The 13,041-nt window shown below is 70.3% G+C and carries 12 protein-coding genes; 6 read left to right on the top strand and 6 right to left on the bottom strand.

Going from position 1 to position 13,041, the window contains the following annotated elements; translation table 11 throughout:
- Positions 1-25: 25 nt before the first annotated feature.
- The 3 genes from EF387_RS05925 to EF387_RS05915 all read right to left on the bottom strand — a co-directional run bounded on the left by EF387_RS05925 (position 26) and on the right by EF387_RS05915 (position 3,750).
- Complete coding sequence (locus EF387_RS05925) at positions 26-544, bottom strand: GNAT family N-acetyltransferase (protein ID WP_128375403.1); 519 nt, start codon at positions 542-544, stop codon at positions 26-28.
- On the bottom strand, positions 531-2,033 hold the full coding sequence (locus tag EF387_RS05920) for a hypothetical protein (RefSeq protein WP_128375443.1): 1,503 nt from the start codon (positions 2,031-2,033) through the stop codon (positions 531-533). Before EF387_RS05920 ends, EF387_RS05925 begins: the two co-directional genes overlap by 14 nt.
- A gap of 592 nt (positions 2,034-2,625) precedes the next feature.
- Positions 2,626-3,750 (bottom strand): alpha/beta hydrolase, encoded by a 1,125-nt coding sequence (locus EF387_RS05915; protein ID WP_128375402.1) that lies wholly within the window; start codon positions 3,748-3,750, stop codon positions 2,626-2,628.
- Positions 3,751-3,970: 220 nt separating this feature from the next.
- Between EF387_RS05915 and EF387_RS05910 the strand changes: the two genes are divergently transcribed.
- The 6 genes from EF387_RS05910 (at position 3,971) to EF387_RS05885 (ending at position 9,164) form a co-directional block, all read left to right on the top strand.
- On the top strand, positions 3,971-5,791 hold the full coding sequence (locus EF387_RS05910; RefSeq protein WP_128375401.1) for a phosphatidylglycerol lysyltransferase domain-containing protein: 1,821 nt from the start codon (positions 3,971-3,973) through the stop codon (positions 5,789-5,791).
- A 121-nt stretch (positions 5,792-5,912) separates the two neighbouring features.
- Positions 5,913-6,836, top strand: a complete 924-nt coding sequence (gene folP, locus EF387_RS05905) for a dihydropteroate synthase (protein WP_128375400.1) — start codon at positions 5,913-5,915, stop codon at positions 6,834-6,836.
- On the top strand, positions 6,833-7,324 hold the full coding sequence (locus EF387_RS05900; RefSeq protein WP_128375399.1) for a nuclear transport factor 2 family protein: 492 nt from the start codon (positions 6,833-6,835) through the stop codon (positions 7,322-7,324). The genes folP and EF387_RS05900 overlap by 4 nt, the downstream gene beginning before the upstream one ends.
- 324 nt (positions 7,325-7,648) lie before the next feature.
- A complete protein-coding gene (folB, locus tag EF387_RS05895) occupies positions 7,649-8,008 on the top strand; it encodes a dihydroneopterin aldolase (protein ID WP_128375398.1) in 360 nt (119 codons plus the stop codon).
- Positions 8,005-8,616 (top strand): 2-amino-4-hydroxy-6-hydroxymethyldihydropteridine diphosphokinase, encoded by a 612-nt coding sequence (folK, locus tag EF387_RS05890; RefSeq protein ID WP_128375397.1) that lies wholly within the window; start codon positions 8,005-8,007, stop codon positions 8,614-8,616. The genes folB and folK overlap by 4 nt, the downstream gene beginning before the upstream one ends.
- A 62-nt stretch (positions 8,617-8,678) precedes the next feature.
- Positions 8,679-9,164: a DUF3180 domain-containing protein gene (locus EF387_RS05885; RefSeq protein ID WP_128375396.1), complete on the top strand. Its 486-nt coding sequence runs from the start codon at positions 8,679-8,681 to the stop codon at positions 9,162-9,164.
- Between the two features lie 131 nt (positions 9,165-9,295).
- On the opposite strand, the gene folE is transcribed toward EF387_RS05885, so the two are convergent.
- The 3 genes from folE to hpt form a co-directional block, all read right to left on the bottom strand.
- Entirely contained in the window at positions 9,296-9,901 is a 606-nt protein-coding gene (gene folE, locus EF387_RS05880) for a GTP cyclohydrolase I FolE (protein ID WP_128375395.1), read from the bottom strand.
- Between the two features lie 170 nt (positions 9,902-10,071).
- Positions 10,072-12,105 (bottom strand): ATP-dependent zinc metalloprotease FtsH, encoded by a 2,034-nt coding sequence (gene ftsH / locus EF387_RS05875; protein ID WP_128375442.1) that lies wholly within the window; start codon positions 12,103-12,105, stop codon positions 10,072-10,074.
- A 197-nt stretch (positions 12,106-12,302) separates the two neighbouring features.
- On the bottom strand, positions 12,303-12,863 hold the full coding sequence (gene hpt / locus EF387_RS05870) for a hypoxanthine phosphoribosyltransferase (protein WP_128375441.1): 561 nt from the start codon (positions 12,861-12,863) through the stop codon (positions 12,303-12,305).
- Positions 12,864-13,041 lie beyond the last annotated feature (178 nt).

The following is a 13,041-nucleotide window of genomic DNA, read 5'->3' as shown; positions in this document are numbered from 1 at the left end:
CATGCCACCGCCACCGCACACACCCTCAGCCGTGCCGCATCAGCACCATTCGTGACCCACCGTCCCGAATGTCCTCCGACAAGGCCCGCCAGCCCCAACGCGCGTAGCGGTCACGAAGGCTGGGGACCGGCAGAGTGATCAGCAGCCGCGGGGCGGGCGTGGAGTAGAGCACCGCGTTGTGGAGCATGTGCCCGAGCCCCCGCCCCTGGTGTGCGGGGGCCACGGCGATGTCCGCCAACTCCCAGGCGAGGCTGATGTCGTCGGCGGCCGGCGACAACCGGGCGCAGTAGTCGTCGAAGTGCCCCCGCGCGAACCCCACCAACGCGCCCTCGGCATCGAGCGCCGCGACGAAGCGGAAGCCGGGCTTCTTGACGGCGGCGTCCACCGCCAGATCGGCACCTCGCACGGCACCGGCGGGCGACTCGTTCCACGGCGGCCCGCCGAAGGCCTGCGCGCACACGGCTATCAACTGGTCCCGCAGTACGGGAACACCGCCTGCGGGGACCTCGACGACACGCGTCGGCGCGCCGTCAGGAAACGGCACTCCGCAACTCCGCCACGTCGATCTGTTCCGTCTCGTCGTGCGCGGTCAGGTCGATGACCTGGCCGACCCCGCGGGCCTGGTCGTCGGCCGCCTTGAAGCCGGCCTCGGACTCGGCCTTGTGCAGCGTCAGTGCCTCCTGGCCGACCACGTCCGCGAGGTCCTCGTTCTGCACGGCGTCCAACGCGTCCGGCTGCGCCGCGCCCGCGCCCTTCTGGGTGCCGAAGAAGTCGAACCCGCCGATCAGCGACTTGCGACGCTCGGGCGCGGCCGGGACGACGGCAACGGCCGTGGGCACGGTGTAGTGACCGGAGGGCAGGGCACGGCGTTCCGCGGGCGTGGCGGCCGCGCGCTCGTGCCCGGCCGCCTCGGGCTGCCCCTGGGCCTCTTCCTCCTCGGCGACGGGAACGCCCTGCCGGGAGCCGCCGTTGGTGGGCGGCCCGCCCTTCACCGGACGCCGCTGCGCCGGGGCCGGGGTTCGCCGGGTGGCGACCGAGGCGTTCGCGGAGGCGCCGGAGCGGGATGCGTCGGGCACGGTGACCGCAGGAGCCTGGGACGCCACGACGCCCGTCTCGGTGTGGTCCGAGACGGCCTTGTCCGTCTCCGCCTCCGACTCGGCCTTCGCTCCGGCCTCTTCTTCGCCTGCTTCCTCTACTTCCTCTGCTTCTCCTGCGTCCCTTGCTCCCGAATCGATCGCCGACAGCGCGTCCGACTCGTCCACGAGCTCCCCCGTGGCCTCGGCCTCGAGACCGTTCTGCACGGGGACAGGGGTGACCGGGTCCGCGGACGCGTCGTCGTCCACGGAAGCGTCATCGTCAACGCCGGCACCCACCGGGGCCACATCGGCGACGGAGGCCGGGGAGGCCGCGTCGACCGCGGCACCGACCACACCGTCCGCATCCGCGCCCGAATCCGCAGCCGCGTCCACATCCGGGCCGGCGCCTGCGTCCGCGTCCGCCGCCGGAGACTCCCGTCGCGCCATCCGGTCCAGGGCCGCGTTGGCCGCGACGAACAGCTCCGAGGCGAGCCCGCTCGTCGTCGCCGTCTTCGTCTCCGGCGCCGTCTGCTCGGCGGTGACGGTGGCCGACTCGGTCTCCTCGGAGACCTGTGCCTCGTCCGCTTCCGGACCGGCTGACCCGGCCTCTATCGCCAGCAGGCGCCGCCCCTCCAGAGCCGTGGCCCGCTCGGTCTCCGCCGTGGCGTACCGGCGCAGCAGCGCGGCGTGCTCATTGCGCAACCCCGCCAGCTCGGCCCGCTTGGAGCGCAGCTTCTGCTCCAGCTTGGCGCGCAGCTCGCGCGACTCCTCCAGGTCGGTCTCCAGCTCGGCGACCCGCTCCTCGTGGCGCCACTCGTCGTTCACGCGTGCCCGCGTGAGGTCGGCGACGCGCTTGCCCGCCAAGACGTCCCAGCGGCGCATGACGACGGCGCCCACGACCGCGGTCACCGCGGCCCCGGCGGCCAGACCGCGGAGCACGATCGTTTCCGAGAACAACCAGGGCCCGGCCGCACAGAGGACGGAGACGCCTGCGATGGCTGAAGGTGGCAGCAACCGGTGCAAAGGTGGCGAATGGCGATGACGTCCACGTGGCATGGCCAGAAACTTACCGCGCGTGGACGAATCTTGGTGCTCCAGCCGGTAAAAACCTGCTACGGCGAAGCATCTCCTGACCGTTGGCCGCCAACTTCCGCCCCGAGGCGGCGACCGAAGCGCCCCCCGCGATCACTTCTCGATCAATCCTTGAGTTTCACGACGCTTCCGGCGTCCTTCGCGTTCACGACAGGAAGGGCGATGTCCGCGTTCTGCTGCTTCTTGTCGTCTTCCAGTAGAACCACGGTCCTCCGGTAGTCCCACGACGATTGCGGTTCCCGGCGCATTCGGAGCCGTCCGGGAAGGCGTTCCGTTCGGCCACAGGCCTGGTCCGGGGGCTCGGCACAACCGGAGGCACGCGCTTGGCACCGGGCCCTTCTCCCTCCGGATGCCGCACCTTCTCCCTCCGCTTACCGGCCCCTTCTCGCTCCGGTGGGGGAATTCCACGGGTGTCGCCGCGTATTGGACGACGACGTCCAGCGTTGCGAAGACGGTGTCAGCTGTCGGTGAGCCGCCCACTGAGCCACTGCAGGGAGCCGGGTATCTCCCGCCGCCAGGTGTTGAAGTTGTGCCCGCCACTGTCCAGGGTGATCGACGAAATCCTGGTCGGGGACTTCGACTTGACGAGATCGAGGAACCTCAGCGTGTCCTTGTAGTTGCCTTCTCCGCGCTTGCTGCTGGAAACCAGCAGGGAGACGTTCGGCGCGGGCCTGTGCTTCAGATACCAGAACAGGTCGGAACGCCGCTTGAGTTGGCGGTCCCCCTGGAAGAGGTCGCCCGTGGTGGCGTCGACCGGCGCCCGGTAGGAGGGCGAGAGCCCCGCCCCGGCGGAGTAGACCCCGGGGTGGTGGAGGGCGATCTTCAGTGCGCAGTACCCCCCGGTGGAGTTGCCGATGATGCCCCAGCCGCCCGGCCTCGGGCTCACCCTGTAGTGGCTGGAGACGGCTTCGGGCAGGTCCTCCGCGAAGAACGTCTCGGTCTGCGGCCCGCGCGGCACGTCCACGCACTCGGTGTCCCTGGGCGGTGCCACCGTCGGCCGCAGCATCACCAGGATCATCGGCCGCATCCTGCCCTTCTTGGCCAGTTGGTGGGCGGTGCGCGGGTAATGCAGCTTCCTGATCAGGTACTCCGCGGTGCCGGGATACCCGGTGAGCACCACGGCGGTGGGAAAGGTCCGTTTCCGGTACTCCGGCTGGAAGTACTCCGGCGGCAGGTACACGTACGCCGGACTCGAGATACCGGTCTTCCCGCCCCGGACCTGGATCTTCTGTATCCGGCCGCCCACCGTGGGCACCCCGCCGCCCGGCACGTTCACCTCCTGGGTGGCGAGCACCCGCACACCGGGTCCGGCACCACCCGCGCCGTGGTCGACGACCACACCCTCGCCGGACTCCCGGCCGAACAGATCCGCCCACGACGCGTAGAAACCGAAGGCCTGGTTCGCGGCGAGACCGACCGCGGCGAACAGGGCGAGCTGCGTGGCCAGCAACAGGGCGACCCGGCCGCCGACGGCCCGCCAGTCCCGGCGCGCCAGTCGCGGCCATAACAGGATCGTGCCGACGAACAGCACCACGGCGAACAGCACCGCGAGCGCGAGCACCTTCTTGCTTGTGAGCCCCATCTGCTTCCCCCGTGCTTCCTCCGGAGACCGGCGCTGTTTCGTCGACAGCGCCTTGCCCCGGCTTCTCTTGCCCTTTGAACCAGTTTTTTTGACGAGGTGAAACCTTCGTCCCCGAGACACCGTCCTAGAGGGCGCAATGTCACCGGACGCCGGAATGGCACCGGATTTACGATCTCTCGCAGAACTACGGGATGCGATGTCTGTCACGGTAGATGGGAAAATGTCCGGCGAGGTTCCGCATCGATCAGGCGGGGCGCGGCCCGACCGGGTGCGGCGGATGCTGCGCGGCCCGCGTCCCGAGGCCGTGCCGGTCCTGGTCGCCAGGGCGGTCGCTTTCGTCGGACTGCTGGACGTGGCGGCGGGCGTCTTCCCACGCTTCCGGTACAGCCGGATGCATACGATCGCCGAGGTCCTGCCCGGCGCGTTCGGCCCGTTCGCCGCCGCCCTCTCGCTCAGCGCCGGCATCCTGCTCCTGCTGCTCGCGCACGGGCTGCGCCGCCGCAAGCGCCGCGCCTGGCGGGCCGCCGTCCTGCTGCTGCCGGCCGGCGCCGCCGCCCAGTTCACCTACCGGCACTCCGTGTTCGGCATGCTGATCTCGCTGGCGCTGCTCGCCCTCCTGCTGCGCCACCGCGACGAGTTCGACGCCCTTCCCGACCCACGCAGCCGCTGGCGGGCCCTCGCCAACTTCCTGCTCATGGGCACCGGTTCGATCCTGCTGGGCCTGGTCGTCGTGAGCGTCCACGGCAGGCGGATGGTCGGCGCCCCCAGCCTCGCCGACCGCCTCACGCACGTCGTGTACGGCCTGTTCGGCTTCGAGGGCCCGGTCGACTACACCGGCCCCACCTCCTGGACGGTCGCCTTCTCACTCGGCGCGCTGGGCTGGCTGACCGCCGTCACCACCATCTACCTGGCCTTCCGTCCGGAACACCCCGCAGCGCGCCTCACCGAGGAGGACGAGGCCCGGCTGCGCGCCCTGCTGGCGAAGCACGGCGGACGCGACTCGCTCGGCCACTTCGCGCTGCGCCGCGACAAGGCCGTCGTCTTCTCCCCCAGCGGCAAGGCGGCCGTCACCTACCGCGTCGTCTCCGGGGTGATGCTGGCCAGCGGCGACCCGATCGGCGACGTCGAGGCCTGGCCGGGCGCCATAGAACGCTTCATGGACGAGGCCAGGGCACACTCCTGGACACCCGCCGTCATGGGCTGCTCCGAGACCGGCGGCGAGGTCTGGACCCGCGAGACCGGCCTGGACGCCCTCGAACTGGGTGACGAGGCGGTGGTGGACGTCAAGGATTTCTCCCTCTCCGGGCGCGCGATGCGCAATGTGCGCCAGATGGTCAAGCGCATCGAGCGGGCCGGTTACGAGACCCGCGTGCGCCGCGTCCGTGACCTCGGTGACGGCGAACTGGAGCGCATCAGGCGGGCCGCCGAGGACTGGCGCGGCACGGACACCGAGCGTGGCTTCTCCATGGCACTGGGCCGGGTCGGCGACGCCGGCGACGGCGACTGTCTGATCGCCACCGCCCACAGGGCCGACGCCGAGCCGGGACCGTACGGCGATCTGAAGGCGGTGCTGCACTTCGTGCCGTGGGGCACCGACGGGGCCTCCCTGGACCTGATGCGCCGGGACCGCTCGGCCGACCCCGGGATGAACGAACTGCTCATCGTGGCCGCCCTGCAGGCCGCCCCCAGGTTCGGCATCGAACGCGTCTCGCTGAACTTCGCGATGTTCCGCTCGGCGCTCGCCCGCGGCGAGAAGATCGGCGCGGGACCCGTGCTGCGTGCCTGGCGCGGACTGCTGGTGTTCCTCTCGCGCTGGTTCCAGATCGAGTCGCTGTACAAGTTCAATGCCAAGTTCCAGCCGCGCTGGGAGCCCCGTTTCGTGGTCTACCGCTCCTCCCGCGACCTGCCCCGCATCGGCTTCGCGGCGATGCAGGCCGAGGGCTTCGTGAACCTCGCCCCGCCCCGGTTCCTGCGCCACCGGGCGCTCGCCCCGCGCCCCTGCCCGCACAGCCTCGCCGACCGCGGCGTCCGCGCCGCCTAGGCGACCGGCACCGACCAGTCTGCGAACCGGCCGGCGCACCGGTCGGCGGGCCGGCCCCGGATCCGGCGGCTCGGGTCGCGAAGCTGCCGGTCGCCCCGGGTACGGGGCCTAGGCTGGACGCATGAGTACGTTGCATGGGCGCGGGCGGGTCGCAGGGCTACCGGCATGGGACCGCTGTGCGGTCATGGGGGTCGTCAACGTGACGCCCGACTCCTTCTCGGACGGCGGCCGCTGGTTCGACACCACGGCCGCCGTCAAGCACGGCCTCGGCCTGGTCACCGAGGGCGCGGACCTGATAGACGTCGGCGGAGAGTCCACCCGCCCCGGCGCCACCCGCGTCGACGAGGAAGAGGAACTCAAGCGGGTCATCCCGGTCGTCCGCGGGCTCGCCTCCGAGGGCGTCACCGTATCCGTGGACACCATGCGCGCCTCGGTCGCCGAACGCTCGCTGGGTGCGGGTGCCGCCCTCGTCAACGACGTCAGCGGGGGTCTCGCCGACCCCGCGATGATCCCGGTCGTCGCCGCGGCCGGCGCCCCCTTCGTGGTCATGCACTGGCGCGGCTTCCTCCAGGGCGGCAACGTCAAGGGCTCCTACCGGGACGTGGTTTCCGAGGTCGTCGACGAACTGCATGCGCGCGTGGAGGCCGTTCTGGCGGGCGGCATCGCCCCCGACCGGATCGTCATCGACCCCGGTCTCGGCTTCTCCAAGGAGGCCGAGCACGACCTCGAACTGCTCGCCCACCTGGACCGGCTGCGCGACATCGGCCACCCCCTGCTGGTCGCCGCCTCCCGCAAACGGTTCCTGGGCCGGGTCCTGGCCGGCCCCGAGGGCGCCCCGCCGCCCGCACGGGAGCGCGACGCCGCCACCGCCGCTGTCTCCGCGCTCGCCGCCCACCAGGGCGCGTGGGCGGTGCGCGTGCACGAGGTGCGGGCCACGGCCGACGCGGTACGGGTGGCCCGAGCCATCGAGCAAGCGCGCGGGGCGCGTGCGGGCGCGCACCCGGCCGCGGACGCCCCGCACAACCCCGGCGAGGGAGCCCGGTGAGCACTTCCCGCACCGACGTCGAGCAGGTCGAACGCGCCAACACCGCGTTCTACGACGCGCTGGAGCGGGGTGACTTCGAGGAGCTGTCCGGCCTGTGGCTGGCCCCCGGGGAGCTGGGCCCCGTCGAGCCCGACGGCGCCGCCGACATCTCCTGCGTGCACCCGGGCTGGCCCGTCCTCACCGGCCGGGGCGAGGTACTGCGCTCGTACGCGCTCATCATGGCCAACACCGACTACATCCAGTTCTTCCTGACAGACGTGAACGTGTCCGTCGCGGGCGACACCGCGCTCGTCAGCTGCACCGAGAACATCCTCAGCGGCGGCCCGGCCCCCGAGGACAGCGACGAGCTGGGGCCACTGGTCGGACAGTTGGTGGTGGCCACCAATGTGTTTCGGCGCACACACGACGGCTGGAAACTGTGGTCCCATCACGCGTCACCCGTGTTGGCCGAAACCGACGAGGACGAAGGGGACGAGACCCCGTCCTGAGTGGGTAGGGGCCGGGTAGTGGCTGGTGGGGCATCCCACTGGGAGGGCGTCCCGGCCATGAGCCGCAAGTGTTCACTCAGGAGAACACCCGGTGAACCCTGCCTGTCGACCGTGTGGGCCGGCACCCCCGTGATCGGGGATTGTCAGTGCCCGCGGGTACATTCGGGTGCGGCCGGTGTTCCGGCCGCACCCGCAGAGGCCTGGCGGGGTCCCGGGTGCCCCGGTGAGCGGGGTGCCCCGGTGCAAGCAGAGGGTGCCCCGGTGACCCCGGGCGACGACGTGTCACCGGTAAATTGCCGTTCGACGATTGCAGGAGTGATTCGCGTGGATCGTGTCGCGCTGCGCGGCCTGAAGGCCCGCGGGCACCACGGTGTCTTCCCGAAAGAGCGCGAAGAGGGCCAGACCTTCATCGTGGACCTCGTCCTCGGCCTGGACACCCGGCCTGCCGCCGCCGACGACGACCTGACGAAGACCGTGCACTACGGGGAGGTGGCCGAGGAGGTCGTGGCCCTCGTGGAGGGCGAGCCGGTCAATCTCATCGAGACGCTCGCCGAGCGCATAGCGCTGTCGTGCCTGAAGCACGCCGCGGTGACCGAGGTCGAGGTCTGCGTCCACAAACCGGACGCACCGATCACGGTCCCCTTCGACGACGTGACCGTCACCATCAACCGGAGCCGAGTATGACCGCCTACCTCACCGACGGTCAGAGCGACCCGACCGTCCAGCCCGTGCCGCCGTCCGTGGTGGAGCAGGTCGACGCCGCGGACACGACACTGAGCAACCCCAAGCGGGCGGTGCTCGCGCTCGGCAGCAACCTCGGCAACCGCCTGGAGACCCTGCAGGGCGCCATCGACGCCTTGGAGGACACCCCCGGCGTCCGCGTCAAGGCCGTGTCACCGGTCTACGAGACGGAGCCGTGGGGCGTCGAACCCGGCAGCCAGCCCTCCTACTTCAACGCGGTGGTGGTCCTGAAGACCACGCTCCCCCCGTCCTCGCTGCTGGAGCGGGCTCACGCCGTCGAGGAGGCGTTCCACCGGGTGCGCGAGGAACGCTGGGGCCCGCGCACGATCGACGTGGACATCGTGGCCTACGCGGACGTGCGCTCCGAGGACCCCGACCTCACGCTGCCCCACCCGCGCGCCCACGAACGCGCCTTCGTCCTCGCTCCCTGGCACGACGTCGACCCCGACGCACAGCTCCCCGGCCACGGCACGGTCACCAAACTGCTGGCCGCCATCACCCGCGAGGGTGTCGCCCCCCGGGCAGACCTGGAACTCAGGCTGCCCGAGTAGTCGTTAAGGTCTACCGAGCCGGCGCCGTCAGACGGGACGACCGGCACGACCGAAGGGGCGATGTGAAAGAGCTGCGGATCAGGACGCTGGCCGGCCTGTTCGTCGTGGCAGGGGTGCTGTCCTGGGCGGGCGCCCGGCTGTGGACCGCGGTGGGCACCCTGCCGAGGGTTCCGCTGGCGGCCCCCATCGTCCTCGCGCTGATCGCCGTCGTCCTGCTGGCCACGGCGCTCTCCATCCGCGCCCGACTGAAGGCCCAGCGGGAGCGCCGCATCGGCGCCAAGGGCGTGGACCCCCTGATGGCGGCCCGCGCGGTGGTCTTCGCCCAGGCCAGCGCCCTGGTGGCGGCCCTGGTCGCCGGTATGTACGGCGGCACGGGGGTTTTCCTCCTGGAATCCCTCGACATCCCCGCCCGCCGCGACCAGGCCATCTACGCCGGCTTCTCGGTGTTGGCCGGCATCGGCGTCATAGCGGCGGCGTTCTTCATGGAGCGGGTGTGCAAGCTCCCGGAGGACGACGACGAACACGGCGGCGCGGCCCGCGCGTCGTAGCAGCCCCGACCACCCGACCGCCCACGCTTCGAGCGTCGCTCAGCGCGCCGGTGTCCCGCGCTGCGCGCCGGTGTCAGGCAAGTGCGCCGGGGTGTCGCCGCGGTGTCAGGCTCAGCGCGCCGCTGTCAGGCTCAGCGAGCCAGTATCAAGCTCATCGCCTCGGCCCGGGTCGTGGCGTCCCGCAGCTGGCCGCGCACGGCCGACGTCGTGGTCTTGGCGCCGGGCTTGCGAATGCCGCGCACCGACATGCACATGTGCTCGGCCTCGATGACGACGATCGCACCGCGCGCCTCGAGGATCCGTACGAGGGAGTCGGCGATCTGTGTGGTGAGGCGTTCCTGCACCTGGGGCCGCCGGGCGAACACCTCCACCAGGCGCGCGAGTTTCGACAGCCCGGTGATTTTGCCGCTCTCGGCCGGAATGTAACCGACGTGCGCGACACCGTGGAACGGCAGCAGATGGTGCTCGCACAGGGACACGATCTCGATGTCCTTCACCAGGACCATCTCGTCGTGCCCGAGGTCGAACGTCGTCGTGAGGACGTCCTCGGGCTGCTGTGTCAGCCCCGCCAGGAGTTCCCGGTACGCCCTGGCGACCCGCCCCGGCGTCTCCCTGAGCCCCTCCCGGTCGGGGTCCTCGCCGACCGCGATCAGCAGTTCCCGCACGGCGTTCTCGGCGCGCTTCTCGTCGAACTCGCCGATGGCGCCCTCGCCGGCCAACGTCACGGGGTCGGTCATGTGGTGCCTCGTTCTCTCATGCGCATCGCGCCGTGTCACACCCGGGATCCGGGCATCCCGGCATAAGGAAAACATCCCGGCATACGAAATGCCGCGCTCCCCAGGCTAGAACCTGGGGGGCGCGGCGTTCATTCCGGGCCTGCCTGGGCCGTGGGACGGCCCAGGACGGGTCAGCTCTCGGACCGGTCCTCCGGAGCCGGCTCGGCCACCGGGACCGACGACTCGGCGGTCGCCCCCGCGATCGCGGGCGTCGCACCGTTCGCCCCGTTCGTCAGTGACAGCTCCTTGGGGGAGAGCACCGGCGGGCGGGTGGACGGGGTGCGCCGGGAGGAGCCGGTCCACGCGGGCCGGGCCGGGCGCTTGACGATGGGGGCGAAGATCTCGGCGATCTCCTCCTTGCCCAGCGTCTCCCGCTCCAGCAGCGCGAGCACGAGGTTGTCGAGGACGTCGCGGTTCTCGACCAGGATCTCCCAGGCCTCGTTGTGCGCCGTCTCGATGAGCTTCTTGACCTCCTCGTCCACCAGCGCTGCGACCTCTTCCGAGTAGTCGCGCTGGTGAGCCATCTCACGTCCGAGGAACGGCTCGGTGTTGTCGCCACCGAACTTGATCGCGCCGAGACGCTCGGTCATGCCGTACTGCGTGACCATCGCGCGGGCCGTCGCGGTGGCCTTCTCGATGTCGTTCGCGGCGCCCGTGGTCGGGTCGTGGAAGACGAGTTCCTCGGCCGCGCGGCCGCCCAGCATGTACGCGAGCTGGTCGAGCATCTCGTTGCGCGTCGTGGAGTACTTGTCCTCGTCCGGCAGGACCATCGTGTAGCCGAGGGCACGGCCTCTGGAGAGGATCGTGATCTTGTGCACCGGGTCGGAGTTCGGGGAGGCCGCCGCGACCAGGGCGTGACCGCCCTCGTGGTACGCGGTGATCTTCTTCTCCTTGTCGGACATGATCCGGGTCCGCTTCTGCGGTCCCGCGACCACCCGGTCGATCGCCTCGTCCAGCATCTGGTTGTCGATCAGCTTGCGGTCGCTGCGCGCCGTCAGGAGCGCGGCCTCGTTCAGCACGTTCGACAGGTCCGCGCCGGTGAAGCCCGGAGTACGGCGGGCGACCGCCGACAGGTCCACGTCCGGCGCGACCGGCTTGCCCTTCTGGTGGACCTTCAGGATCTCCAGACGGCCCTGCATGTCCGGGCGGTCGACCGCGATCTGACGGTCGAAACGGCCGGGGCGCAGCAGTGCCGGGTCGAGGATGTCCGGACGGTTCGTCGCCGCGATGAGAATCACACCGCCCTTGACGTCGAACCCGTCCATCTCGACCAGCAGCTGGTTCAGCGTCTGCTCGCGCTCGTCGTGGCCGCCGCCGAGGCCCGCGCCGCGGTGCCGGCCGACGGCGTCGATCTCGTCGACGAAGACGATCGCCGGGGCGTTCGCCTTGGCCTGCTCGAACAGGTCACGGACCCGGGAGGCACCGACACCGACGAACATCTCGACGAAGTCGGAACCGGAGATCGAGTAGAAGGGGACCCCGGCCTCGCCCGCGACGGCGCGCGCGAGCAGCGTCTTACCCGTTCCGGGCGGGCCGTAGAGGAGCACGCCCTTGGGGATCTTCGCGCCGACGGCCTGGAACTTCGCCGGCTCCTGCAGGAACTCCTTGATCTCGTGGAGTTCCTCGACCGCCTCGTCCGAGCCGGCCACGTCGGCGAACGTCGTCTTCGGGGTGTCCTTGGTGATGAGCTTCGCCTTGGACTTGCCGAAGTTCATGACCCGGGAGCCGCCGCCCTGCATCTGATTCATCAGGAACAGGAAGACGACCACGATCAGGACGAAGGGGAGCAGCGAGAGCAGGATCCCGACGAACGGGTTCTGCTTGGACGGGGAAACCGTGTAGCCGTCCGCGATCTGCTTGTTCTGGTACTTCTCCTGCAGCGTGCCGGCGATCTGCACGCCCTGGTCACCGATGTAGCTCGCCTGGATCTTTGTGGCGCCTTCGACCTTTGCGCCGTCCTTGAGCTCGACCTTGATGATCTGCTCGTCACCGGTGGTGATCTTGGCCGACTCGACCTTGTTCTCGTTGATCGCCTGGACGACCTGACCGGTGTCCACCGTCTTGTAGCCGCCGGACGAGCCGACGACCTGCATCAACACGACCACGGCAAGGACGGCCAGCACGATCCACATGACCGGCCCACGGAAGTATCGCTTCACGTCCATCCACACGGAGCGGTGCCGCCCCGTCCCTCCTGCCATAGTGAGTTTGATAAAGACTTGTACAGACTGCTCTTCGGACGGTACCCCAGCATTGTCACCCGACGCGGCACGCGCGGATGACAATCCCGTCCACGCATGCTCCAACGGCGCGAAACCCGCTGGGGTTCCCGAACGTCTTACGGAGCCGGGTACCCCGGGGTTCAGCCGCCGTAGACGTGAGGGGCGAGCGTACCCACGAACGGGAGGTTGCGGTACTTCTCGGCGTAGTCGAGGCCGTACCCCACGACGAACTCGTTGGGGATGTCGAAGCCGACCCACTCGACGTCGATCGCGACCTTCGCCGCCTCCGGCTTGCGCAGCAGCGTGCACACCTTCAGCGACGCGGGCTCACGGGAGCCGAGGTTGGAGATCAGCCAGGACAGGGTGAGCCCGGAGTCGATGATGTCCTCGACGATGAGGACGTGCCGGCCCTTGATGTCGGTGTCGAGGTCCTTGAGGATCCGCACCACACCGGAGGACTGGGTACCGGCACCGTAGGAGGACACGGCCATCCAGTCCATCGTGACGGGGGTGGCGAGGGCGCGCGCCAGGTCCGCCATGACCATCACCGCGCCCTTGAGGACACCGATGATGAGCAGGTCCTTGCCCGCGTACTCCGCGTCGATCTTCGCCGCCAGCTCCACCAGCTTGGCGTCGATCTCTTCCTTGGTGATGAGCACCGACTTGAGGTCGGTGCCCATGTCTTTCGCGTCCACCCGCATCACTTTCGGTCGTCCCGCCGCATTTCCGGGCTCGTTCGCCTCAGGGGCGCCGATGCCGCTTCCGACGGTCGACCGTGCGCTCGGCCGCTGGTTCCTCACGGCCTCCGCACGCTCGCCCTGTGGAAGGCGCAGCACCCCTTTCGGCTCACTCGCAGCCGCTCCGGCAGCCGTCCTGCGC

The sequence above is a fragment of the Streptomyces cavernae genome (assembly GCF_004023625.1).
Taxonomy (GTDB): domain Bacteria; phylum Actinomycetota; class Actinomycetes; order Streptomycetales; family Streptomycetaceae; genus Streptomyces; species Streptomyces cavernae.
This window is presented reverse-complemented; position numbering and strand designations above follow the sequence as displayed.